The organism is Gilvimarinus xylanilyticus, assembly GCF_024195295.1.
Classification (GTDB): Bacteria; Pseudomonadota; Gammaproteobacteria; order Pseudomonadales; family Cellvibrionaceae; genus Gilvimarinus; species Gilvimarinus xylanilyticus.
Genome location: NZ_JAMFTH010000006.1, coordinates 128264 through 151830, shown reverse-complemented (window position 1 = coordinate 151830; position 23567 = coordinate 128264). Strand labels below are relative to the sequence as shown.

Annotated in this window: 21 protein-coding genes; 3 read left to right on the top strand and 18 right to left on the bottom strand. The window is 55.1% G+C overall.

Annotation, left to right across the window (positions count from 1 at the left end; genetic code table 11):
* The first annotated feature begins 139 nt into the window (after positions 1-139).
* Complete coding sequence (gene ilvD / locus M6D89_RS15490) at positions 140-1981, top strand: dihydroxy-acid dehydratase (RefSeq protein ID WP_253969003.1); 1842 nt, start codon at positions 140-142, stop codon at positions 1979-1981.
* A gap of 396 nt (positions 1982-2377) precedes the next feature.
* On the opposite strand, the gene M6D89_RS15485 is transcribed toward ilvD, so the two are convergent.
* From M6D89_RS15485 to M6D89_RS15435, 11 genes are all read right to left on the bottom strand, one after another.
* Complete coding sequence (locus M6D89_RS15485; protein ID WP_253969002.1) at positions 2378-3766, bottom strand: tetratricopeptide repeat protein; 1389 nt, start codon at positions 3764-3766, stop codon at positions 2378-2380.
* Between the two features lie 12 nt (positions 3767-3778).
* The gene (locus M6D89_RS15480; protein ID WP_253969001.1) at positions 3779-4399 is read right to left on the bottom strand and encodes an energy transducer TonB; all 621 of its coding nucleotides are present in this window, start codon (positions 4397-4399) and stop codon (positions 3779-3781) included.
* A gap of 6 nt (positions 4400-4405) precedes the next feature.
* Entirely contained in the window at positions 4406-4810 is a 405-nt protein-coding gene (locus M6D89_RS15475) for an ExbD/TolR family protein (protein WP_253969000.1), read from the bottom strand.
* Positions 4811-4849: 39 nt separating this feature from the next.
* Positions 4850-5377 (bottom strand): MotA/TolQ/ExbB proton channel family protein, encoded by a 528-nt coding sequence (locus M6D89_RS15470; RefSeq protein WP_253968999.1) that lies wholly within the window; start codon positions 5375-5377, stop codon positions 4850-4852.
* A gap of 10 nt (positions 5378-5387) precedes the next feature.
* Complete coding sequence (locus M6D89_RS15465; protein WP_253968998.1) at positions 5388-6764, bottom strand: MotA/TolQ/ExbB proton channel family protein; 1377 nt, start codon at positions 6762-6764, stop codon at positions 5388-5390.
* Positions 6761-7543: a DUF3450 domain-containing protein gene (locus M6D89_RS15460; protein WP_253968997.1), complete on the bottom strand. Its 783-nt coding sequence runs from the start codon at positions 7541-7543 to the stop codon at positions 6761-6763. Before M6D89_RS15460 ends, M6D89_RS15465 begins: the two co-directional genes overlap by 4 nt.
* A 276-nt stretch (positions 7544-7819) precedes the next feature.
* Complete coding sequence (locus M6D89_RS15455) at positions 7820-8329, bottom strand: dihydrofolate reductase (RefSeq protein ID WP_253968996.1); 510 nt, start codon at positions 8327-8329, stop codon at positions 7820-7822.
* A gap of 5 nt (positions 8330-8334) precedes the next feature.
* Positions 8335-9174 (bottom strand): thymidylate synthase, encoded by an 840-nt coding sequence (locus tag M6D89_RS15450; protein ID WP_253968995.1) that lies wholly within the window; start codon positions 9172-9174, stop codon positions 8335-8337.
* Complete coding sequence (gene lgt, locus M6D89_RS15445; protein ID WP_253968994.1) at positions 9171-9995, bottom strand: prolipoprotein diacylglyceryl transferase; 825 nt, start codon at positions 9993-9995, stop codon at positions 9171-9173. The genes M6D89_RS15450 and lgt overlap by 4 nt, the downstream gene beginning before the upstream one ends.
* A 97-nt stretch (positions 9996-10092) precedes the next feature.
* On the bottom strand, positions 10093-12357 hold the full coding sequence (gene ptsP / locus M6D89_RS15440; RefSeq protein ID WP_253969056.1) for a phosphoenolpyruvate--protein phosphotransferase: 2265 nt from the start codon (positions 12355-12357) through the stop codon (positions 10093-10095).
* A gap of 39 nt (positions 12358-12396) precedes the next feature.
* Positions 12397-12894, bottom strand: a complete 498-nt coding sequence (locus tag M6D89_RS15435) for an RNA pyrophosphohydrolase (RefSeq protein WP_253968993.1) — start codon at positions 12892-12894, stop codon at positions 12397-12399.
* 199 nt (positions 12895-13093) lie between these two features.
* On the opposite strand from M6D89_RS15435, the gene M6D89_RS15430 reads away from it, so the two are divergent.
* A complete protein-coding gene (locus M6D89_RS15430) occupies positions 13094-13753 on the top strand; it encodes a histidinol-phosphatase (RefSeq protein ID WP_253968992.1) in 660 nt (219 codons plus the stop codon).
* A complete protein-coding gene (locus tag M6D89_RS15425; protein WP_253968991.1) occupies positions 13750-14817 on the top strand; it encodes an imelysin family protein in 1068 nt (355 codons plus the stop codon). Before M6D89_RS15430 ends, M6D89_RS15425 begins: the two co-directional genes overlap by 4 nt.
* On the opposite strand, the gene M6D89_RS15420 is transcribed toward M6D89_RS15425, so the two are convergent.
* From M6D89_RS15420 to doeB2, 7 genes are all read right to left on the bottom strand, one after another.
* The gene (locus tag M6D89_RS15420) at positions 14720-15907 is read right to left on the bottom strand and encodes a class I SAM-dependent rRNA methyltransferase (protein WP_253968990.1); all 1188 of its coding nucleotides are present in this window, start codon (positions 15905-15907) and stop codon (positions 14720-14722) included. The genes M6D89_RS15425 and M6D89_RS15420 overlap by 98 nt on opposite strands.
* 309 nt (positions 15908-16216) lie before the next feature.
* The gene (locus M6D89_RS15415) at positions 16217-16657 is read right to left on the bottom strand and encodes a hypothetical protein (RefSeq protein WP_253968989.1); all 441 of its coding nucleotides are present in this window, start codon (positions 16655-16657) and stop codon (positions 16217-16219) included.
* Between the two features lie 45 nt (positions 16658-16702).
* Complete coding sequence (locus M6D89_RS15410; protein ID WP_253968988.1) at positions 16703-18178, bottom strand: glycoside hydrolase 5 family protein; 1476 nt, start codon at positions 18176-18178, stop codon at positions 16703-16705.
* A gap of 143 nt (positions 18179-18321) precedes the next feature.
* Positions 18322-19683 carry an NAD-dependent succinate-semialdehyde dehydrogenase gene (locus tag M6D89_RS15405; RefSeq protein WP_253968987.1) on the bottom strand — a complete coding sequence of 454 codons (1362 nt, stop codon included), beginning with the start codon at positions 19681-19683 and terminating at the stop codon, positions 18322-18324.
* Between the two features lie 8 nt (positions 19684-19691).
* A complete protein-coding gene (gene doeA / locus M6D89_RS15400) occupies positions 19692-20972 on the bottom strand; it encodes an ectoine hydrolase (protein ID WP_253968986.1) in 1281 nt (426 codons plus the stop codon).
* Positions 20969-22243: an aspartate aminotransferase family protein gene (locus M6D89_RS15395; protein ID WP_253968985.1), complete on the bottom strand. Its 1275-nt coding sequence runs from the start codon at positions 22241-22243 to the stop codon at positions 20969-20971. Before M6D89_RS15395 ends, doeA begins: the two co-directional genes overlap by 4 nt.
* A 51-nt stretch (positions 22244-22294) precedes the next feature.
* Positions 22295-23458, bottom strand: a complete 1164-nt coding sequence (gene doeB2 / locus M6D89_RS15390; RefSeq protein WP_253968984.1) for a N(2)-acetyl-L-2,4-diaminobutanoate deacetylase DoeB2 — start codon at positions 23456-23458, stop codon at positions 22295-22297.
* Positions 23459-23567: the final 109 nt, after the last annotated feature.

The following is a 23567-nucleotide window of genomic DNA, read 5'->3' as shown; positions in this document are numbered from 1 at the left end:
ACGCAACCGCTGTTTGCTCTGCACGGAGTCTGCCCAACTCCAACGCTCAACTGCGTCAGGCTTCCGACCCGTATTCACCCACAATCTGGTATCCTATGCGGCTTTTCTTTGACCTGTTTTTACTTTAGTGGGTAAGACTATGCCGACCTATCGTTCCAGAACCACCACCGCTGGCCGCAATATGGCGGGCGCGCGGGCCCTGTGGCGCGCCACCGGGATGAAAGATGACGACTTCCAAAAGCCGATCATCGCCATCGCCAACTCTTTTACTCAGTTTGTCCCCGGCCATGTCCACCTAAAAGACATGGGCCAATTGGTTGCCCGCGAAGTGGAAAAAGCAGGAGGCGTCGCCAAAGAGTTCAACACCATCGCGGTGGATGATGGCATCGCTATGGGCCACGATGGCATGTTGTACTCGCTGCCCTCGCGCGACATCATCGCCGACTCGGTCGAGTATATGGTCAACGCCCACTGCGCTGACGCCCTGGTATGTATCTCCAATTGCGACAAGATTACTCCGGGAATGTTAATGGCCGCCATGCGCCTCAATATCCCCGTCGTGTTCGTATCCGGCGGCCCCATGGAAGCGGGTAAAACCAAGCTACTGGATCACGGCCTGGATTTGATTGACGCCATGGTGATGGCAGCCGACGACAATGTCGACGACGAAACCCTGACCGAAGTTGAGCGCAGCGCCTGTCCCACCTGCGGCAGCTGTTCGGGTATGTTTACCGCTAACTCCATGAACTGTTTGACCGAAGCGCTGGGGTTATCGCTACCCGGCAACGGCACCATTGTGGCCACCCACGCCGACCGCGAAAAACTGTTTAAACGTGCGGGCCACAAAATTGTCGAACTGGCCAAGCGTTATTACGAGGGCGATGAAGCGCATTTGCTGCCCCGCGCCATCGGCAGCCGCGCCGCGTTCAGTAACGCCATGGCGCTGGATATCGCCATGGGCGGTTCCACCAACACCATTTTGCATCTGCTCGCCGCCGCGCAAGAGGCCGAGCTCGACTTTACCATGTCCGACATCGACCGCATCTCCCGCGAGGTGCCGCAGCTTTGTAAAGTCGCCCCCAACACCCAAAAGTACCACATTGAAGATGTTCACCGTGCCGGGGGCATTATGGGGATACTGGGCGAACTGGATCGGGCCGGCGTGTTAGATACCAGCGTGCCTACGGTTTACGGCGACACCCTGAAAGCGGCCCTGGACGAATGGGACATTATGCGCGACCCGTCGCCCGAGGTAGTGGAATTTTTCAAAGCCGGCCCCGGCGGCATTCCCACTCAGGTAGCTTTTAGCCAAAGCGCCCGCTGGCCCAGTCTGGACGGCGACCGCGAGGAAGGCTGTATTCGCAACTTGGAGCACGCCTTTTCCAAAGAGGGTGGGTTAGCGGTGCTGTACGGCAACATTGCCGAGGATGGCTGTGTGGTCAAAACAGCGGGTGTCGACGAATCTATCCTGGTGTTTGAAGGACCGGCCCATGTGGTAGAAAGCCAAGAAACGGCTGTTGCGAATGTGCTGGACGGAAAAGTCAAAGCGGGCGATGTGGTTATTATCCGCTACGAGGGGCCGCGCGGCGGGCCAGGCATGCAAGAGATGCTCTACCCCACCAGCTATTTAAAGTCCAAGGGGCTCGGCAAAGACTGTGCCCTGCTGACCGACGGTCGCTTCTCGGGTGGCACCTCGGGTCTTTCCATCGGCCATTGCTCGCCCGAGGCAGCCGCGGGAGGCGCTATCGGCTTGATCGAAACGGGTGATATTATCCGCATCGACATTCCCAACCGCAGCATTGATGTAAAACTCTCTATGCGTGACTTACACGAGCGCCGCGAAAAAATGGAAGCTCGCGAAAAACCCTGGAAGCCGCTGGAAGAACGTCCGCGTAAAGTTAGTGCCTCACTTAAGGCGTACGCCCTACTGGCTACCAGCGCCGATAAAGGTGCAGTGCGCGACCTAGATAAGCTCGACTGATTGACACGAGCAGGCTGTTGAAGAACCCCTTGCATACTCAGCGTGGCCTGAAGCGTGCAGCTGTCGTGCTTTGTCTCGACGGACAGGGTGGTTCCCTTTCCTAGAGGCAAGGTGCGGCAGATGTGCGCTTCAGGCCTCGCCCTGCGGGACTTCCAGGCTGGCCCGTACTCGTCGTTGCCACTTCTCGATGGGTGGGCACACACCTTCAAAGCGGCGCCTAGATTACGAACCAGCCTGAAAGTCTGAGTACGTAAGGGGTTTTTCAACAGCCTGCTAGGCAGCCGCCGATCAAGCCCGCTTCGCGGGCTTTTTTATGTCCCCTTTCCCTTAAAACGCAAAAAAGCCGACCTGTTTCCAGATCGGCTTTTTAACGAAAAGGTCAATCGCCCGAGGGAATTAGCCTTCGTCGCTGTTTTTCAACGCATCCTGACGCTTTTTCTCGCCTTCGGCGTAGGTAATCCACTGACTGGCAAACTTCTGACTGCGCTTATCACGTGACGCCTTTTTAAAGGCATCGATAGCTGCATCAAAATTGTTGCGAGCCAGCTCAGCCTGCCCAATGGTCAGGTAGACCGAATCGGGACGGCTCAAACCACCTTTGCTCAGAGCGTTTTCAGCGGCAGAGACTGACGCATCAAACTCGTCGCGGGCGAACAACAAACGAGACAAGTTGAAATAAAGATCGCCATCTTCCGCTTTAGCGGCAGCGCGCTTCATTTCCACCAGGGCCTTCTCAGTTTCCTGAGCCAGACGCCAGGAGTTGGCTAACAGTTCCAGGTTGGTCGCGGTGGGCTCGACAATCTTGTCTTGATTGATGCCTTTATCGAGAACCTTAGCTGCCTTGTAAGGAGCGTCATTCTCAATAAAGTGACCGGCCAGACCTTTCAGCTCGTTCTCTTTTTTCAGGCCACCCATCACATACATGGAATCCATGGTGCGATAGTAGTTATCCAGCTGACCCAGCTCGTAGTACAAGCTCGCCAACTGCGACCAGTAGCTCATTTTAGGGTACAAACGAACCAGCTCGGTCACTACGGCCAAGGTTGACTTGTAGTCTTCCTTAAAGAAGTAAAGGGCGCGTAAAAAGCTCAACCACTCTTCGCGAGGAACCTTGCCTTCAGACTCGTACATTTTGACCGCTTGCTGCATGTTAGCCAGGGCTTTGTCATGCTGCTCGGCGCCGTAATAAATCTGCGCCAAGGTCGCGTACTGAGTGGCTGAAATCATGGTCACCATCTTCGACCAACGCTCCAGATACTCAACCGCTTTGGTTTCATTTTCTTCCTGAGCGTAAAGCTGCCCCAAGAAATAATAAAACTGCGCTTCGGTACCTACAGGTAAATTGGGCGACTGCGCAACAACCATTTCAAAGTACTTAATGGTATTGGGCATATCCTCGCGCTCGTAATAGAGCTGGCCCAGAACCTGAAAGAGCATCGCCTTGGCGTAAGGGTTCAGCTCACCGGCTTCACGCTCCATTTCTTTTGCCATTTGAAAAGCTTTGGCCGGATCGGCTTTCGCACCCTCGGCGATTTGCTCTTCAGAAGGTTCCATGGTGGAGGTGATTTCCGAATAGTCTTCGATAAAGCTCTGCGGTAAACCCGGCAAACGACGCGGATCGGGGCGCTGCTCAGCAGGCTGCAACGGCGAGGCGTTGGCAGGCGCAATTCCATCGACGGCCAGGGCGTCAACCGACACCATGGTCAGCAAGGGGGTTGCGGCTAATACCGCAACGCCCACTGACTTTTGCAAGGTGGCTGAAAGTACTGATTTTAACGTCTTCATTTTCATCACCTATTACTGTGCCAGTTCAAACACAAAGCGGTTGCGAACACCGGGCACCTCAATTGGGGTACCGTCGACAACGCGCGGCTTATACTTGAACTTCTCGGCAGCCCGAATCGCAGCGCGGTTAAACATGCTGGTTTCGTCACCGTCTTTGGTAATTGCCTCGATAACCACCACATCGCGAGTGGCACCGGTAGTTGTTACCGTAAACTCAACAGTTACAAAGCCCTCTACACCACGCTGTGCCGCGCGACGAGGATACTGCGGAGCTACCTTAACAATCGGCAGATACTCACCGTCACCACCCAAACCTGAGGTACTGATCTGGATATCGTTACCCATGGTAGGCGTATCCATATTCAGGCCATCGGGGTTGACATCAGGAGCGTCGAAATCGGGCTCCGGAATATCCGGTGGTGGCTCTTGCGGGGTTTCCGGCTTGTCGGGTTTTGCTGTTTCGTAGCGGGTTTCAATCTCCATCTCCGGCATATGAATGTCTTCAATGCGCGTAGTCTCAGGCTTGTCATCCGCCTCGAGATCGGAGTTGATCAGATACTGCATCAAATACAGCAGACCAAAGGTTATAACCACCGCCAGCACGACAGCAATTAATACTCTTGCAAGTTTCATAGCGGCTTAGTTCTTCAGTGTTGAAACAGCAACGTTACTCACACTCAACTGTCGAGCGGTATCGGCCACTTCAGCCAGCAGTTTTACACTGGCCTCGGAGTCCGCTTGAATAACAACACTGCCGTTTGGATTTTCAGCAAGCAGACGCTCAATTTGCGCCCGCACCCCACGGGGATCCACCTGGTTTTTATCGATCCAGATTTCATCGGAGTCGGTGATCGCAATCAAAATACTGGCGTTTTTCTTTTCGTCAGCAGTGGTTGCTTCAGGCCGAGTCACTTCTACCCCGGTCTCTTTAATGAACGTGGCAGTCACAATGAAGAAGATCAACATGATGAACACCACATCGAGCATGGGGGTCAAATCGATGGCCCCGGTCTGATCATCTTCAGCTTGGTTTCTACTGCTCATGGCATATCTCTTATCACTGGGTTAAACGACGTGCCAGCCTTAATGATCCATTGTCAAATGGTCGGCAAACAGCTGATTCTCACGCTCGGCCGTACGGGTCAGATACGTATTGGCAAATACGCCAGACAGTGCCGCCACCATACCCGCCATTGTCGGGATAGTCGCTTTTGATACACCGCCTGCCATTTGCTTGGCATCACCGCCACCGGTCATAGCGAGAACGTTAAACACTTCAATCATACCGGTAACCGTACCCAGCAGACCGAGCAGAGGACACAAGCTCACCATAGTGGCGATCATGTCCATATTGGCGTTTATCTTCTGCCCGACACGAGAAATCAGTGCATAACGAACCTGGTGGGCATTCCAGGATTTGCGCTCGGGGCGCGCCTCCCAAGCGTCCAAGGCCTCTTGTACATCACCTTTTAGACCGCCTTTGAAATACCACACCCGCTCGAAAATCAGGGTCCACATGACAAAGGTTAGGGCGGCGATCCATAACAATACAGTACCGCCCTGATCCAAAAAGGCTTTAATGGCTGCGATTGCTTCCATTAATGCCAGCATGCTTTATCTCCTACTTACGCTCGGCGTTTTCGGCAATAATGCCCGCCGACTGTTCTTCGAGAACGTGGATTACGCGCTTGGCACGGCCATTAACAATGGTGTGCAGCAGTACAGTTGGAATGGCCACAACCAGACCCAGTACGGTGGTAATCAAGGCAGAGGAGATACCGCTCGCCATGTTCTTAGGATCACCGGCGCCGAAGATGGTAATCGCCTGGAAGGTCAGGATCATACCCACAACGGTACCCAACAGACCCATCAGCGGTGCAACCGCGGCGATAATCTTCAAGATAGCCAGACCGCTCTCAATCGCGGGACGCTCTTTCAGCACGGCTTCTTCAAGCTTCAGCTCCAGAGTTTCGCCATCGACGTTCGGGTTGTCTTCGGCCACTTTCAACACGCGACCCAGCGGGTTGTTGGTGTTGGCTTTCTTAGACTTCAGCTGGCTGCTTACTTTGGCATTTACCAGAGTCAGGTAAATGATGCGCCACAGACCAATCAACAGACCGATGATACCCACAACGGTAATGGTGTAACCCACACCGCCGCCCTGGTGCCAGCGCTCACCCCAGGTGGGGCTGTCGATCAGAGCAGTCAGCAGAGAACCGCCGGTAGGACCTGTGGGGTCAATACCCACGCCTACCAGACCGCCAGAGGCGCCTTGCAGTTCTTGGGCTGAGCTTAAGAACGCATCGGGCTGACGCGCCAGCTCTTCCATTTTGAAACCGTCGGGAATGTAGTTCAGGTACTTACCTTCTGAAACCAGGTTGTAAGAACCGATACGAACCACTTCTTGCTCAACGCGGTCGCCGTTGGATTTGATCACGGTGCCGTTAAACTTAACAACTTTACCGCTCTCTACCATTTGACGCTGCTGCTCGTACCACAGACGCTCAATCTCTTCGATAGAAGGCAGACGAGTGTTGCTGTTCATTTTGTCGATCAGTCCAGTCAGGAACTCACCGCGATTGGGGTACTGAGCCGAGATCAGCGAGGTGCTCAGAGTCGAACGCAAATCGCCAGCGGTCGAGGTCAGGTGACCAAACAGCTCGCGCAGTGAACCCAAGCGCTCGTTGAACTGCTGACGCTTAGCTTCTACTTCCAGCTCTTGTTCGGCGTAGGTGTCTTCCAGACGCTCAGAGCGTGCTTCTTCAGAGGCCAGAGTGTTCTGAGCCTGAGTCAGCAGAGACGCTTGATTGTTTTTCTCACGCAAAAACTGCTGCTCGCGCTTTTTGTGCTCGGCAGATTCCTGGATGCGAGAGTCTTTAACCATATTCAACAGTTCGTCAAGGCTGGCTGCCTTGTCTTCCTGCGCTACGGCTACACTTGTGCTTAACAGGCCGGCAGCGACGGCTACCAGGCAGCTTTTAGCAAACTTCATTTTCATTGCGCTGCCTCCGGTGCTTGGACAGGTACAAACATAATGTCTTTAGCGGCTTGGTTACGCGCGATGCGCAGGCCTTTGAGGATGTGGTTGCGGTAAGAGTCGTCCAACTCTACCCACGCACCCTGGGCCGGATCCCAAGCGCCAGACTGCTCGGTATCGGTTGTTTGATACATCAGAGAAACGCGGCCTACACGCAGAATGTTCACTTCGCGATCCTGGCCACCAATGTTCAGAGTGTCACGGTAGGCTTCAATAAAGCGGCCGTACTCACTCTCAATCTTGTAAGCTTCCAGCACCTGACGGAATTTTTCAGCAACCGAAATATCGGCGCGGTCCTGGTTGTTACGCAGCATGGCGATACGATCCAGGCGCTCTTCCATTTTGAAAGGCTTATCCAGCTCAACGAACTGTTCCAGAGCGTCCAGCATGCGCAGAACCAGAGGCTGAATGCGACGTTCAATAACGGTCACATTTTCGATTGAGTCGTCGAGGTCATTGATAACCGCAAGCTGACTGGCAATTTGCTTTTCCAGCTGGCTGTTATACAGACGGATATCTTCAATCTGCTTGTTCACCTGTTTGAACTGAGCCAACAGATCGTCGGTCTCTTGCGCCAGGCGATCAATACGCTGTTGTGAATCTTGAGCCAAGGTTGTTTTGGCCTGGCTTACCTGGAGAATTTGATCCAGGGTTTCATCTGCCATCGTTGCGCTACCCATGAGCGCTCCGGCAGAAAGCACTGTGGACAGAGCCACGGCTTTCATTCGCTGCTTTTTCATATTTCCCCCAACTCGGGTGCTTTCAATCAGATTTGTGCGACAGACTGCTGCCACAGACGCATATCCACTGAACCTCTTTCGAGGCAGCCAAGAACGCAGCATTGTAATAAGAGGGTTCCTCTACATTCAATGCTTTATCCAAATGCCTGAATGCCTGTGTATTTGGGTAGCAAATGGGTAACACCAAGGCGTTAATTCACTTGAGACCGGTAACACCTGATCAATTATCAACCAGCACCAGGCACTTAAACCTACCAAACTTATACAATAGAATTATTAAGATTCGGCTTCAGTTACTCGCTCCAATACCAAAAACCGATGAGACAGCGGAGCTTCCGCCTCACCTTGCTGCCGGGATACTTCCCGCCATTCGTTTGCCGACAGTTCGGGGAAGTGCGCATCGGCGCCCTCTACCTCGATATCAATTTCTGTCTTATATATCCTGTCGGCAAAACCGAGCGCAGCGCGATAGATTTGCTCGCCGCCGGTTATCATGATCTCTTCAGGGGATTGTTCCCGCGCCCGCTCAATGGCCTGCTCTACCGAGCTGACCACTACTACCCCGTCGGGTGCCGGCCAGTCGCCACGGCGACTGATGACGATATTAACGCGCCCGGGCAAAGGGCGGCCAATCGACTCATAGGTCTTGCGGCCCATAATAATAGGCTTACCCAAGGTGGTGCACTTAAAGTATTGTAAATCGGCGGGCAGATGCCAGGGCATAGCATTACCTTTGCCAATGGCGTTGTCGCGACCACAGGCCACAATCATCGACACCTTCATCATTGCTCCTAAACTGAAATTGGGGCTTTTATACGCGGGTGGGGATCGTAACCCTCAAACTCAAAATCTTCCCATTCATAGCCGAAAATGGAATCGGGCTTGCGGGCAATTTTCAATGTTGGCAAAGGTTTGGGCTCGCGCGCCAACTGAGCGTAGACGATATCATCGGTCAGGTGGTTATGGTAGAGGTGACAATCACCAAACGTATGCACAAAATCCCCAACCGCCAGGTCACATTGCTGAGCAATCATATGAGTCAGCAGCGCATAACTGGCAATATTAAACGGCACCCCCAAAAACAAATCAGCGCTGCGCTGGTACAACTGGCAGGACAGCTTGCCGTCGGCAACATAAAACTGAAACAGTGTATGGCAGGCCGCCAGCGCCATCCGCCCGGCTTCGGCATTCTGCTGCGGCGTCACCGCCTCGTCCGGCAAATCGGCCGGATTCCAGGCGCTCACAATCAAGCGGCGAGAGTTTGGATTGGTTTTTATCTGCTCGATAACCTGCGTAACCTGATCGATGGTTGAGCCGTCGGGACAGGCCCAGCTGCGCCACTGCTTGCCGTAAACCGGCCCCAGATCTCCCTCATCGGTCGCCCACTCGTTCCAAATACGGCAGCCCCGCTCTTGCAGCCACTGCACATCGGTGCGCCCCTGTAAAAACCACAACAACTCGACAATCACACTTTTTAAATGCACCTGCTTGGTGGTCACCAGGGGAAAGCCCTGCTGCAAGTCGAAACGCATTTGCCGGCCAAACACCGAGCGGGTGCCTGTGCCTGTGCGATCGCCGCGATCGGTACCGTTATCGACTACATCGCGCATTAGTGCTAAATACTGCTTCATGACGCCTTTTGCTCCGGGCTTTGCCCCTGTTTGTCCAATTTGGGGAATTTGTACGCGTAAACCAACAAGCCAATCCCCAGCGCCAACATGGGCAGAGACAATAATTGCCCCCGCGTCACCCAGCCGTATAAATCAAACTGAATATGCTGATCCGGCTCGCGCGCGAACTCCACGATAATTCGGAAGCAGGCATAGCCCACCAAAAACACCCCACTCACCGCACCAGTAGGCCGAGGCTTGCGCGAAAAAACATAGACGATAATAAACAACAACACCCCTTCCATGGCGAACTGGTACAGCTGCGACGGGTGGCGCGGCAGTAGCTCCGGGTCTTTGGGGAAGACCATGGCCCACGGCCCTTCGGTGGGACGGCCCCACAATTCCTGACCAATAAAATTACCCAGGCGGCCAAATGCCAAGCCCAGCGGGACAATAGGAGCAACAAAATCGGTAAGACGCAAGTAAGGAATGTGAATGCGGTGGGCATAGAAAAGCATTGCCAGCAGCACACCAATCAGACCGCCGTGGAAGGACATACCGCCCTCCCAGAGACGAAACAACAGCAGCGGGTCGCGCATCCAGGCTTCAAAATTATAAAACACCACATAGCCAATCCGCCCGCCGAGCACCACACCAAAGGCGCCGTAGGTAATCAGGTTTTCCACTTGGGGTTGGCTGATTGGGGTGTCGTCGCGACGTGCGCGGCGCATAGCGATAAACCAGGCCGAGGCAAAGGCAAACAGGTACATGATGCCGTACCAGTGCACATCGAGCGGGCCCAATGACAGGGCAACAGGATCAAAATCGGGATGGGTCAGCATAATACAGCGCCATTAAAAAATGCGGGGTATGATAACACCCGATACCCCGCGAGAACACTCGCGAATAGACGCGGGAAATCCCCGCCGACACTCTCGATTAATCGGCCTCGGCCAAGGGACGCACCACCCGGCTTACCCCAGCGTCGCGCAGGGTCGCCTCTATGCGCTCGCGCACATCGGCCGGCGCCGCCAGTAACATCACATCCGCCAAGAGGCTTTCAGCCTGCTCCAGATTGATGGCGCGAATCACCGACTTAACCTTGGGCAGGTTGGTCGCGTTCATCGACAGCACGTCATACCCCATCGCCATCAGCAAAATCGCCGCACCGGGGTCGCCGGCTAATTCGCCACAAATACCCACACTCACGCCCTGAGAGTGACCGTCTTGCACCACTTGCAATAGCGCGCGCAACACCGCCGGGTGGAAGGCCTGGTAAAGATCGGCCACCCGCGCATTGTTGCGATCCACCGCCAACAAATACTGGGTTAAATCGTTGCTACCCACCGAGAGAAAATCCACTCTTGCCGCCAGCTCGCGCGCTTGGTAGACCGCCGCAGGCACTTCAATCATCACCCCAATCGGCGGCAATTTAACGTCGTGATTTTCTTCCAAAAGCTCGTGATAAGCACGGTAGATCAGTGTTTTGGCTTCTTCCAGCTCCTGTACACCGCTGATCATGGGCAACAAAATACGCAGGTTATCCAAACCACTGCTGGCTTTCATCATGGCGCGAATCTGGGCTAAGAAAATCTCGGGATGATCCAGGGTGACCCGAATGCCTCGCCACCCCAAGAAGGGATTGTCCTCGGTAATGGGAAAGTATGGTAAGGCCTTGTCACCGCCAATATCCAAGGTCCGCATGGTGACTGTGTGAGGCGCAAACGCCTCCAGCTGCTCGCGGTAAATAATGCGCTGCTCTTCCTCTGACGGAAAGCGGTCGCGCAGTAAAAAGGGAACTTCGGTACGGTAAAGTCCCACCCCTTCGGCGCCGCGCTCAAGCGAGCGCACCACATCGGTCATCAGACCGGTATTTACCCACAGGGGCAGGCGGTGCTTATCCAGGGTTTCACAGGGAAGTTCCTTAAGCGCCTCCAGCCCTTTCACCATCTCCTCTTCTTCGCGGGCGATGGCGCTGTAATGCTTGCTCAGCTGGGCACTGGGGTCACTGTAAACCGCACCTTTGTAGCCATCGACAATCACCGGGCGGCCATCCATGCGGGTATAGGGCAAATCCACCGCCCCCATCACCGTGGGTATTCCCATGGCGCGCGCCAAAATCGCGACGTGAGAGTTGCCCGAGCCCTGAACCGACACTAAGCCAATCAGTTTGTCTTCGGGCACTTCGCCCAGCATTGAGGCGGTCAGATCGTCGCCAATTAAAATTGTCTTGTCGGGGTAGACCTTGCAGTGCTGATTGGACTCTTGCAGATACGCCAGTACCCGGCGCCCCAGGTCCCGCACATCGGTGGCGCGCTCGCGAAGGTACGCATCACTCATGCTGGCGAAGGTATTTTCATGCTCGAGAATGACCTCGCTCCAGGCATAGGGCGCGCTGGTACCCTCGTGTATTTTAGCGATCACCTCACCGCCCAGCGAAGCATCGTCCAGCATAGCCAGGTAAGCATCAAAAAGCGCTCGCTCTTCACGGTTTAAGCGCTCTTCCAGCTGTCGCCCCATGCCCTTAATGTCTTCGCGCACCGCCATCAGGCAGCGCTGAAAAAACTCGATTTCGGCGTCGATGTCATCGCACGGGCGATAGGGAACGGATTTGAGATCGGCCAGCGGCGCAACCACCACCGCCTCACCCATGGCGATACCGGGCGCGCCCGAGACCCCCAGAAATTTGGCCTGGGCGGCCGTATTGCCCACGGCCACCATAGTGCCGGTTGCCTCGGCGTGGGCGATTACCCCGGCCAGCTGGGCCGACATGGTCACCAGAAACGCCTCATCCCCCTCATCAAAGCGGCGCCGCTCAATCTGCTGCACCACCAAGACCCCCAACACCTGACGGTGGTGGATAATAGGCACGCCCAGAAACGAGCTGTAACGCTCCTCGCCAGTTTCGGGAAAATACTGGTAGGCGGGGTGGGCTTCGGCATCTTCCAGGTTGACGGGTTCTTCGCGGGCCACGACCCGGCCCACCAGGCCTTCGCCGCGCCCCAAGCGAACCTGACCCACGGCCGCTTGCTGCAAGCCCTCTGTGGCCATTAATACGTAATCACCCGCCGGATCGCGCAGATAGACCGAACAGACCTGGGTATGCATCGCCTGTTTAACCCGGGTCACAATAATCGCCAGCGCCTTGTTCAGGTCGCGGGCGGAATTGACTTCCTGCACAATACTGCGCAGCGAGTTTAGCATTGAGGCCATGAGCTATCGTCCGTTCTTATCACTCGGGTTTTACAGCGAGCCAATACGTTCCAATTGACTGTGCGTCGCCGCCAACTCTTTGAGCGCGCGGCGATAGACATCGCGTTTAAACGCCACGACTTTACCCAAGGGGTACCAGTAGGTGACCCAACGCCAGTCATCAAATTCGGCGCGCCCGCCGTTTTCCAGGGTAATGTTATGATCACCCGAGACCAGCCGCAGCAAGAACCATTTCTGTTTCTGCCCCACGCAAATGGGGTGCGAGTGCTGGCGAATCAAGCGCTGAGGTAACCGGTAACGCAACCAACCGCGAGTACAGGCCAGAATTTCGACATCGTTTTGCGTTAGCCCTACTTCTTCTCCCAGCTCGCGATACAGCGCTTGCTCGGGGGTTTCATCGGGGTTTATCCCCCCCTGGGGGAACTGCCAAGCATCTTGTCCACCGACACGCCGGGCCCACAGTAACTGCCCTTTATCATTGCTGAGCATAATTCCCACGTTGGGGCGAAAGCCATCGGCATCTATCACGTTAGAACCCTGTTATTTCATGTGCGCTTACACTCCGCGCTCAGGCGCACGAAGAGGAACTTTACCGCATTGTTCCACAAAACCCGTCACGGCAGCAATTAGTGTGGCCCCGTATATGCGCCGTCTGTTTTCTGCTACCGAACTCTGGCCCAGTGCGCCCCAGAAAGCTATGCTACGCATTTTTTGACGGGAGACAGCCATGGCCCTAGCCATTTTTGATCTGGACAACACCCTGATTGGCGACGACAGTGATTATTTGTGGGGCGAATATCTGGTCGCTGAAGGGCTGGTCGATGAAAGCGAATACCGCCAGCGCAATGAAGAGTTTTACCAAGACTATAAGGCCGCCCGCCTGGATATCGACGCCTATTTGCGCTTTGCCATGTCCCCGCTGCCCGAGCGCACGCCGGCACAATGGAAAGGCATTCACGATAAGTTTCTGACTCAAGCCATCCACCCTGTCCTGCTACCCAAGGCATTGGACTTGATAGAAAAGCACCGCACCCGGGGCGACTATCTGCTGATCATAACCGCCACCAACGGCTTTATTACCCGCCCCATTGCCGAGCTTTTGCAGGTGGATGAAATTCTCGCCACCGACCCGGAGCTGGTTGACGGACATTACACCGGACGCTATTTGGGCACCCCCTGTTTTGGTGAAGGCAAAGTCACGAACCTGGAGCAGTGGCTGCAGGGCTCACCGCACTCTCTGCAGGAAAGCTATTTTTACAGCGACTCGATCAATGACTTGCCGCTACTTGAACGAGTGAGCCATCCGGTCGCGGTCAATCCAGACCCGCGCTTGCAAGCGCTGGCCGAAGAGCGTGACTGGCCAGTAATGGATTTGCGCGACGCATGAGGTATTTCTGCTCGCTGATTCTGCTGTGCGCTCTTGCCGCCTGTGACGCCCCGCCCCCAACCGAGCCCGAGCGCGAGGCGCCCATCGCAGCCCAGCCCGAAACTCACGTTTCGGATCAACAGCTCAGTGAGCAACTGTGGCGGCAACTGGCAACACGCCTAAACACCCTGACCAAGCACTGCGAGCAACAGCATGATTTGATTGAAAGCTTTTTAGCCGCGCCGGGTGCGCAATCACTGCAGCAGGCACAAACCGGCTGGAGGACTTTGCACACCCAGCTGGCAAAGACAGCACCGGTACACGGGCTCGCCAGTTCCAGCCCCGATTTATTCGCGCAACTCAAGCGACAACTTAACCGTATCGCCCCCTACCCCATTGCACCGGGCTATCTGGATAGCATTAACGGCTACCCTTACAGCGGCTTAATTCACGATTTCAGCGTTCCTATCAGCCGCGACACTTTGCGCAATCAACATCAACTGACCGGCGAAAGCGAAGTGTTACTGGGCTTACACGCGCAGGAATTCTTCCTGTTTGGCGAGGGCGGCACACGGACCGCCGCAGACTTCATTCAGCAGACCCAGGACACCGAACAGCTCAGCGCGCATCAGCGACCGGAAAACCGCCGCCGAACCTTTCTGCGCCTTAACAGCCGTTTGCTCTGCGACGATATGCAAACCCTGAGCACAAACCTAACAGCGCCCAGCGCGCCCTATATCGGACTGCCCGCAGCGAGCCAGCTTGCCCTTTGGCACAAAGCCATTGCTGCGGAATTGGACACGGCGGACGTCAATCACTGTGACTTTGCCCCCGGCGGCTGCCCCCGGGCGGCGCCAATACTCCGGGCCACAAAGCAAATCCTGGCCTTAACCGATGAAAGTTCACCCAACTTAATTGCTGACGACCCTAGGCTTAAGCAAAAGCTGCAGCAATTGTCGCAAACCCTACCGGACAAAGCCGCTGGCGCTAAGCAAACACCCGCGCAAACACCGCCTTCAAATAGCAAGTCTCAGCAATCGCCGGATGAATCGGGTGATCCGCCCCCTGCCCCTGACGGGCAATAATTCGCGCATCCCGGCCCTGTTTCCAGGCACTGCCGCGCACAATATCGATTAAGGTATCTTCGGCCAAATGCATTGAACAGGAGGCCGACACCAACAGACCGCCGCTGTTAAGCAGCTTCAACCCCAGCTCGTTAATATGCCGGTAGGCGGCCTCGCCGGCTTTTTGATCTTTGCGTTTTTTAATAAAAGCCGGCGGGTCGAGCACCACCACATCAAAGCGCTCGCCCGCCGCAATAAGCGCTTTTAAAACCTCAATGGCCTTGCCGGTTTGGGTCGTCACCTTGGCGGCGACACCATTGAGTTCGGCATTTTGCATAACACCGTCGGTGGCGCTTGGCGAGGCATCCACACACACAACCTCGCTCGCCCCGGCTACCGCAGCCTGAACGCCCCAGCCGCCGATGTAGGAAAACACATCCAACACCCTCGCCTCTTCAACCCACTGGTTAAGCAGCTTGCGCCCCTGACGGTGGTCGTAAAACCAACCGGTTTTTTGTCCCGCCTGCACCGGCGCCATAAACCGGGCGCCGTTTTCAATAAGTTCGACTTGCTCGGGCACCTCGCCGTAAGCCACTTGAGTATAGCGCTCCAGTCCCTCTAGCTCGCGGGCACTGTGCTCGTTGGCCAATAAAATGCCAGCCGGCGACAGAAGCTTTGTCAGTGCGTCCACTACTTCGTCTTTAAGTTGCTCCATACCTGCACTGGCAATTTGTACCACCAGGTAATCGCCAAAACGATCCACCACTAGCCCCGGCAAGAGATCACTGTCGCCATACACCAGTCGATAATAGGGCTGGTCAAAGGCTGCCTCTCGCAGCTGCAGGGCTTGGGCCAGACGCTCGCGCAAAAGCCCGCCCCCCAAAGGCTCAGCGGTTCGGCTCACCATACGGGCACAGATTAAATTAGCGGGATTGACCTGAGCGACGCCCAGCAGGCGCTCTTTGGCGCTGTAAACCTGCACTTGTGTGCCTGGCTCAAGCCCCTTTAAAGGTGAACGTTTAACATCGACTTCGTTACTGTAAATCCACAAATGACCGCGAGTAATGCGGCGATCCATTTGCGATTTTAGATAGAGGCTGGGAAGTGTCATGGGAGGGCTCCGCAGGAAATTGCGGCATTATACACCCGCGAACAAGCAGACTATTGCTCTTCTAGGGCCTGTTAACACTAATTAGATGCAGCCTGTTGCGACTAAAAATTTGCCAATTTAAGGCGCGAGGAGAGTGGTTTGGTTACTCCAAATGAACGACGAGCAACGCAGAGTGGCGGATTTTTAGCCACAACCCGAAGGGCTGGAGCCAGTTTTGCCCCCAGCGTTGTTGCCGATCGCTTATTTGGAATAACCAAACTTCGCTCACGGCGCCTAGCTGGAGACAAAACTGGCTTCCAGCAGGCGCATTTAATTAGTCTTAGCAGGCCCTAGATTATCCAAGGGCAATTCGGTTTTATCACCAAACGCTTGCATATCGGCCGCCGTGGCGCCTTCGCGACATTCACCACGCAGCCATTGCACATAATTACTGAGGCGAAAATCCAGTTCCAGATAGCCATTGCGGCAATAGCCGCTGGCCGCCACCACATAACCGGCGCGCCGCTGCAGCTTTTCGTAATCACGCTTATCGGGTGCGCGGCGCGGTATATGGCGAATATCCGCTTTGCGGTCTCGCTCTGCTGACAAACCGACCCGATAGATAAACTGCTTACTGGCATTGGGAAGAATACGCACCGTGAGCGATTCAGGCGCGTCTCCATAGGAGGGAGTGCTGGAGCAACCGACCATAGTCGCACCCGCCACCAGCACACTCGTTATTAAACTTGTTGTCACACCTGCGCGCATCATACTACCGCCCTATTCAGAGCGGCCTAGTCTAGCGGCGCACAAGCGTTATGGCAAAACTACCGGCCGGATATTCGACGGGGCAGACTCGCCACTTTCGTTTTTCGCAATCACCCGATAAAAGTACATCTGCCCCGGCACCATCGGGGTTTCGTCCTTAACGATGGCCTGCTCCAGCGGGCGGTACTCTTGCATACCATCGGAAACATTATCGGCAATCACCTGCCAGGGGCCGGATTTATCCGTGGCGCGCTCAATGCGATAGATCCGCCCCAGAGGCGCCCCCATAAAATTAATGCGCTCGCGCGGGTCGACAATCCCACGCAAAATGGGCGCTTCGGGCGCGGGCAATGGCGGCGCGGAGTCTTCACCATTCATTTGCGCTTGAGCCTTGCGCACTAAATCGACCACCGCCTGCTCTTCGTTGGGTTCGCCCTCGGGGAAGCCCGGCAAGTGGTAGCTGTAGTGACCCGTGTATTCTTTATGCCAGTAAAAGCCGCCGTTGTGCCGGTGGCCGCGAAAACCCCAAATAAACGCCCCCGCCGCACGGGCGCCTTTGTGCTCGGTATGAACCGCCGCTTGCATAATGTCGTTTAGCCCCTGAGCATCGCGCAGACCAAACTCCCCGATTAAATACACTTTTTGTGCATCAATTTTCTTCAGGTCCTTGCGCACTTGTTCGGGGTTATTATTGTCGTTGGTGGTATAAAAGTGGTTGGAAATAATATCCACATTGGGGTCAGTCAAGGAAAACGCATTGATCTTCAGATAAGTACCATCAACCACCAAGTGATTGCTGTCCAGTGATTTAATCAGAGCTGCCGTTTGTTTTACAAAAGGCTCAGTGGAGGCCTTGAGCTCGTTACCGGTTTCCCAGGCCAGAATGGCTTTTTCATCTTTGTATTGGCGCCCGGTTAAAGTGTTGGTGCGGTTGATTACCTGGCGAATAATATCCTGATAGGCCGCGTAAGTTTGACTGTTGGTATCGTAAAAATCATCGGCGCTTTCGCCGTAAAAAGCCGCGAGTTGCTCGCGTCCACCCCACCACTTCCAGTGGTCCACAAAGGGCAAAATTAAACGCAAACCATGCTTTTCGGCCAACGCGATCATACGATCGTAGTGCACCATGGCCGCTTCATTAAGCTCTGGCATCCCCCCTTTTTGCGCCGGCGCGAGAATATGAGTTTCGCGACCGCAGGGCTCATCGTAAGGCGTCTCAATGGATAGGACATAAACCCGCATAGCCTTATGGCCACTTTTCACCAGCGCTTTAATCCAGTTCTCCTGCTCATCGGCCGTGGGCCAGCGAAAGTACTGCCCCCAGCCGCGCGGGTCGGCTTCGCAGATACCGCGGGCATCGTCCTCAACACGATGCAGCTCGGGCGCGTGGATACCGGCAAAGCGAAACTCCTGCTCACCGTCCATTAAGCGATGTCCATCGCGGGTAATAAAATCGTCAAAGGCCAGCGCCTGGACACTGAAAAGGGTAAGCGCGGAGATGGAGAGTCGCTGCAGAAGGTTCATAGGGCACCTGTTTTAACTAACTGTTGTTATCAAAACTGGCGCAAGCTTAACAGCTTTCAGGGGCGATGTAACCCGTTACACCACTACGGGCTACGGGGTGCGGAAAGACTATCCGTACCCCGTCGTCCGTCAACCGTATTCCTTTACTTTATCCACACCTGCTTGGCATTCACGAACTCTTTAATCCCGTGGGGGCCCAGCTCACGCCCAAAGCCCGAGCGCTTGATGCCGCCGCTGGGTAGGCGGGGGTCGGTTTTGACAATACCGTTAATCGCCACCTGGCCGGATTCAATCTCGCCGGCCCATTGTTCCGCCTTATCCACCTGGGCGGTCCAGATGGCCGCGCCCAAACCGTATTCGGTTTGATTGGCCAGGGTTAGGGCCTCATTAATGTCGGCCACAGGGGTCAGCGCCATCACGGGCCCAAAGGTTTCCTCACAGAAGGCGGGCATGTCTGGGTGAACATCCGCCAGCAGGGTGGGCGGGTAAAAGTAACCTTCGCCCGCGGGCAGCTCGCCCCCCAACAGGCAGCTGGCGCCCTTGGCGATAGAGTCCGCCACCTGGCGGTGAAGGTTCTGGCGCAAATCATCCCGGGCAATAGGGCCAACATCGGTTTCCGGAAGCCGCGGATCGCCCAGCTTGAGCTTAGCTAAGCGCTCCTCGACCATGACGGTAAATTCACTGTACACGGACTTCTCCACCAAAATGCGCTTGGCGGCAATGCAGGACTGACCGGCGTTAATAATGCGCGAGAGCACAGCGATATCCGCCGCTGTACTCAGGTCGGCATCCGCGAGGACAATGCAGGGGTCCGAGCCGCCCAGCTCCATCACACACGGCTTAATTTCGCTGCCCGCCGTCGCCGCGACTTTGGCCCCGGCAACCGCCGAGCCGGTAAAGGAAACCGCGGCAATGGCCGGATGGCGAATAGCCGCTTCAACCTGAGGAGTCGTCACCGGCAGATTAACCATAATATTTTCTGGGGCTCCGGCGGCCGTGAATGCCTCGGCAATAGCGTGGGCACTGGCGGGGACATTGGGGTCGTGTTTAAGCACACACGTATTGCCTGCCATTAACGCGGGCGCCAGGTAACGAAACGCCAGCCACAGGGGCGCGTTCCAGGGCAAAATACCCAAGAGGGTTCCCAAAGGTTGATAGCGCACATAGCTGTTAGACGCATCAGACTCCAATACGTCGCTCTGCAAAAAGCGCTCGGCATTGGCGGCGTAAAATTCGGCGCACACAGCCGCTTTTTCCACCTCGGGGCCACCCTCTTTTACCGGCTTGCCCATTTCCATAGCCATTAGCTCGGCCAAATGTGCTTTGCGCTGACGCAATTCGTCGGCCACGGCTTGTAAAATTCGGGCTCGCTCGGCAAACGAAGTTTTACGCCAGGCCGGATAAGCCGCCCGCGCCGCATCAATATGCTGATTCATTTCGGCATCACTCAGCGACGGGTACTCGGCAATTTTTTCGCCGTTGAACGGATTGGTTGCTGTTAGCATAAAACCTCCTAGCTCTGGGGTTCGGATGATTCGGCACTCGACGCTTTGGCCTTTTTGTCCGACTTACTATCCGCTTTTTCCGACTTATTGCGATGGGAATCCAGCTTGGCAATACTGGAACCTTGATCGGGTTTAACCGTAAAATCCTGATCCACGGAAAAAAAGGATTCACAGCCCTCTGAGGTCACGTGAATGGTGTCGGAAATACCGCAGGTCTTATCGCCATCCACGCCCCACATCCAGGGAATAATATGGAAGGTCATGCCCTCTTTGAGTACCGCGGATTCACCCTGTTTTAAACTGACCATATAGCCCTCGTCCCAACTGGGCGGGAAGGCAATGCCGATGGCGTAACCCGAGCGAGTCACTAAGCGCGCACCGATATCATTATCGGAAATAATATTGCGTATTAAATTATCCGCATCGGAAACTGTCATTCCCGGCTGAAAATAATTGTGCACCATGGACAGTGCCTGCTTCATTTTCTCTTGGGCCTTGTACATAGAGTCGGTTAAATCGCCCAGCACCACGGTACGCATCATGGCGGTGTGGTAGCGCCGGTAGCAGCCCCCCACTTCTAAAAACACATGCTCGCCGGGTTGCACCACACGGCCCTCCCAAGTGGCGTGGCCAATCATGGTGCGTGGACCCGAGGTGACATAGGGCATTACCGCTGGTGGCTCGCCGCCGGCGCGAAACATTCCCGCACTGATGGCGGCACCGATTTCATTTTCGGTGGCGCCGGCTTTACAGGCCTCAATACCTGCCTGCATACCCGCCTCGGTGGCGCGCGCGGCTTTGCGCATAACGTCTATTTCCAGGGGCGATTTACAGACCCGCCCCTCTTCCACAATGCCAAAGCAATCTAAAAGTTTGCCGTCGGTTAAGGTGGTGTGAATAAAATCCTGCTGATACGCAGGAAAGAAATAGCTATTGCGCTCATAACCGATACGCTTATTCGCCAAACCGAATTCACGGAGGGCATCCACCAGCATTTGAATGGCGCCGCCAGTGTCAGGGTAAGGCCGCGTACGCTCAACCCAAGTGCGGGCAAATACGTTGGACTCTTCCATGGCCCGGGTAATCATAAAGGGCTCTTGTTCGAGCGGCACCACCAAAGCCTGGAAAAACGAATAACCGGTGGTTTGGTAATCCGTTAAATACATAATATTTTCCGGGTCTGTAATCACTACCGCATCCAGATGCCGCTCGGCAATTCGGGTACGCAACTCACCCAGGCGGCGCTCATACTCCTCGAACGGAAAAGTCATATCATCACGTTGAATCATGACGCGGCCTCCATCACTTTTTCCACATGGCGTACAAAAGTGGCCAACCCAGTTTGTAAGTCTTCCTCGGGTATGGTGAGCGGCGGAATCAGTTTAACCACCCGACCACCGGAACCGCAGGCCGCCACCAGCAAGCCATCGGCAAAACAATCGGCGACTATTTGCTTGGCGTTGTCTCCCGAACCGACATCTACCCCCAGCATCATGCCTTTACCGCGCACCTGAACTTTGGAAAATTTGTCTTCCAGCGGCGATACTTTTTTCAGCATGGTTTCGCCTTTGTGGCGAACACCCTGCAAAAAGCTTGCATCGTCAAAATAGGCGATCGCTTCGTTACCGGCCACAAAACTTAAAGCCTGCCCCCGGAAGGTGCCGGTATGCTCACCGGGCTTCCAGTGTTTATCCACCTCAGGTTTTACTAGGTTCATGGCAATGGGCGTTCCCCAGCCACCCAAACCTTTGGCCAGGCAAATAACGTCAGGGTCAATGTCATAGTCATCAAAACTAAAGAAAGAACCAGTGCGACCACAACCAGCCTGAATGTCATCCAGAATCAAAAGCGCACCCACTTCGCGGGCCAGCGCCTGCAAATCTTGCAGCCATTTTTTATCGGCCACATTCACGCCGCCCTCGGCTTGTATGGTCTCAACCAAAAAGGCAGCGGGCGGCAAAAAGCCACTGGAACCGTCGCGATAGAGCACGCGCAGCTGCTCAATCACATCCTTGCCACCACTCAGCGGATTATCGCTGGTGTGCTTCTCGGCGCCGAACGGGAAATGGGAAACGTGATTCAAAGGTACTCCGGCCGCACCCCGAAACGCCTGGTTGGCAGTGCAAGCCAAAGCCCCTAACGTCATACCGTGAAAACCGTGAGTAAAGGCGACTATTTCGGTCCGCCCGGTGGCGCGACGGGCAATCTTTAACGCCGCCTCTACCGCGTTTGTGCCGGTGGGCCCCATAAACTGCATTTTATGAGGCATATCGCGAGGCTCGAGAATGGTTTTGGCAAAGCTTTCCATAAACGTCTGTTTCGCGGTGCTGTGCATATCCAGGTGGTGGGTTACCCCGTCCCTTTCGATGTAATCGATAACCGCCCGCTTCATTCGCTCGTTATTGTGACCAAAATTCAGCACCCCAGCGCCGGCAAAAAAATCGATGTACTCGTTCCCTTGATCATCTTTTTGCCTGGCATTGCTGGCAGTATCAAAAACTACGGGATAGACGCGGCAGTAACCGCGAATTTCAGACTCACGCTGTTCAAATATGCTCATATAGCTTTCTCCTTAGTCACGCGTGTCGCAGTGTTTTATGGGGTTTTTAAATCAATCGGGTAAAGGTGCTCCAACCAGTTGGCTGTATAAACGGGTGACCGGCTCTAACAAGCGGTCGTTAAAATCGTAGTAGGGACTGTGGCAGGGATGGCGATGATGAGTTCCCCCATCGTCGGCGCCAATTAGCGCAAAAGCGCCGGGAATTTCCCGCAAGTAATAACTAAAATCCTCTGACGCCATAATGGGCACTAAACTTTTGCAGTCTAATGACATCTCGCCATTAAGTGCCGTCCAGGCGTGGCGCACATTCGCAGCCTCGCGGGCATGGTTAATGGTGGCGTGATAGCGGGGAATGATTTTTACATCGCACCCCACATCGTAGCTGGCGGCCACCTGGTGGCTAATCGATTCGATTAATTGATTGACCTGATCGCGCGCTCGAGTGTCGGATACTCGAATACTGCCGCCAATAACCGCTCGCTCGGGAATAACTGTCGGCGCACTGGGCGCATTGATAGAAGTAATACTGACCACGGTAGCCTGTTGTGGCGCAAGACGGCGACTAACGATTTGCTGCAGCGCCTGCACCAGCGCACTGGCGGCCAGCACCGGATCGCGGCACAACTCGGGCTGACTCGCGTGGCCGCCCACCCCCGTTAGGGTAATCTCGAAGGTGCCGTTACCGCACATGACAATACCATCGGGGCACAAAAGCTTTCCGAACTCGATGGCGGGCCAGTTGTGCCAACCGTAGATTTTATCCACGCCTTCCAGGGCGCCATCGCTAATCATTTCGCGCGCGCCATGGCCGCCCTCTTCGGCGGGCTGAAAGATAAGGGTGACTGGACCGGATAGCTGAGACTCTACCCGTTTTAACCAAGCGGCGGACGCCAACAGGGTGGCCGTATGGCCGTCGTGACCGCAAGCGTGCATGCAGCCGTCATGGGCAGACTGCCAGGGTACATCGGTACGCTCGATAATGGGTAATGCATCGATATCGCCGCGCAAGGCAATGTGCTCACCTTTCGCTTGGGCATTAAGGGTAGCCACGGTGCCGGTTTGGGCGCAGGCCCGCCACTCAATACCCAAACGCGTCAATTCTGCGCGGATCACCTCGGCGGTGCCGGTTTCCTGCCATCCCAGCTCGGGAGCGGCGTGCAGTTGCCGCCGCATACGCTGGGCCTCGCTCATCAGCTGCTGCCAGTCTTGGGTCATAAAGCTCCACTATCTGTTTCGGCAAGTGACTTAATTCACTGTTTGATACTAGACGCTACGCAAGGGTTGTTCCAACGCAGAAATCAACGTCCGAAACGCAAAAAAACGG

Excerpts from the sequence above, each read along its gene's own strand:
- M6D89_RS15465 (WP_253968998.1), bottom strand. The coding sequence starts at position 6,764 with ATGAAAATGAAGTTTGCTAAAAGCTGCCTGGTAGCCGTCGCTGCCGGC.
- ptsP (WP_253969056.1), bottom strand. The coding sequence starts at position 12,357 with ATGCTAAACTCGCTGCGCAGTATTGTGCAGGAAGTCAATTCCGCCCGC.
- ilvD (WP_253969003.1), top strand. The coding sequence starts at position 140 with ATGCCGACCTATCGTTCCAGAACCACCACCGCTGGCCGCAATATGGCG.
- M6D89_RS15460 (WP_253968997.1), bottom strand. The coding sequence starts at position 7,543 with ATGAAAAAGCAGCGAATGAAAGCCGTGGCTCTGTCCACAGTGCTTTCT.
- M6D89_RS15405 (WP_253968987.1), bottom strand. The coding sequence starts at position 19,683 with ATGCTAACAGCAACCAATCCGTTCAACGGCGAAAAAATTGCCGAGTAC.
- M6D89_RS15410 (WP_253968988.1), bottom strand. The coding sequence starts at position 18,178 with ATGAACCTTCTGCAGCGACTCTCCATCTCCGCGCTTACCCTTTTCAGT.
- M6D89_RS15485 (WP_253969002.1), bottom strand. The coding sequence starts at position 3,766 with ATGAAGACGTTAAAATCAGTACTTTCAGCCACCTTGCAAAAGTCAGTG.
- doeA (WP_253968986.1), bottom strand. The coding sequence starts at position 20,972 with ATGATTCAACGTGATGATATGACTTTTCCGTTCGAGGAGTATGAGCGC.
- lgt (WP_253968994.1), bottom strand. The coding sequence starts at position 9,995 with ATGCTGACCCATCCCGATTTTGATCCTGTTGCCCTGTCATTGGGCCCG.
- doeB2 (WP_253968984.1), bottom strand. The coding sequence starts at position 23,458 with ATGACCCAAGACTGGCAGCAGCTGATGAGCGAGGCCCAGCGTATGCGG.
- M6D89_RS15415 (WP_253968989.1), bottom strand. The coding sequence starts at position 16,657 with ATGATGCGCGCAGGTGTGACAACAAGTTTAATAACGAGTGTGCTGGTG.
- M6D89_RS15425 (WP_253968991.1), top strand. The coding sequence starts at position 13,750 with ATGAGGTATTTCTGCTCGCTGATTCTGCTGTGCGCTCTTGCCGCCTGT.
- M6D89_RS15470 (WP_253968999.1), bottom strand. The coding sequence starts at position 5,377 with ATGCTGGCATTAATGGAAGCAATCGCAGCCATTAAAGCCTTTTTGGAT.
- M6D89_RS15430 (WP_253968992.1), top strand. The coding sequence starts at position 13,094 with ATGGCCCTAGCCATTTTTGATCTGGACAACACCCTGATTGGCGACGAC.
- M6D89_RS15395 (WP_253968985.1), bottom strand. The coding sequence starts at position 22,243 with ATGAGCATATTTGAACAGCGTGAGTCTGAAATTCGCGGTTACTGCCGC.
- M6D89_RS15480 (WP_253969001.1), bottom strand. The coding sequence starts at position 4,399 with ATGAAACTTGCAAGAGTATTAATTGCTGTCGTGCTGGCGGTGGTTATA.
- M6D89_RS15450 (WP_253968995.1), bottom strand. The coding sequence starts at position 9,174 with ATGAAGCAGTATTTAGCACTAATGCGCGATGTAGTCGATAACGGTACC.
- M6D89_RS15420 (WP_253968990.1), bottom strand. The coding sequence starts at position 15,907 with ATGACACTTCCCAGCCTCTATCTAAAATCGCAAATGGATCGCCGCATT.
- M6D89_RS15475 (WP_253969000.1), bottom strand. The coding sequence starts at position 4,810 with ATGAGCAGTAGAAACCAAGCTGAAGATGATCAGACCGGGGCCATCGAT.
- M6D89_RS15455 (WP_253968996.1), bottom strand. The coding sequence starts at position 8,329 with ATGATGAAGGTGTCGATGATTGTGGCCTGTGGTCGCGACAACGCCATT.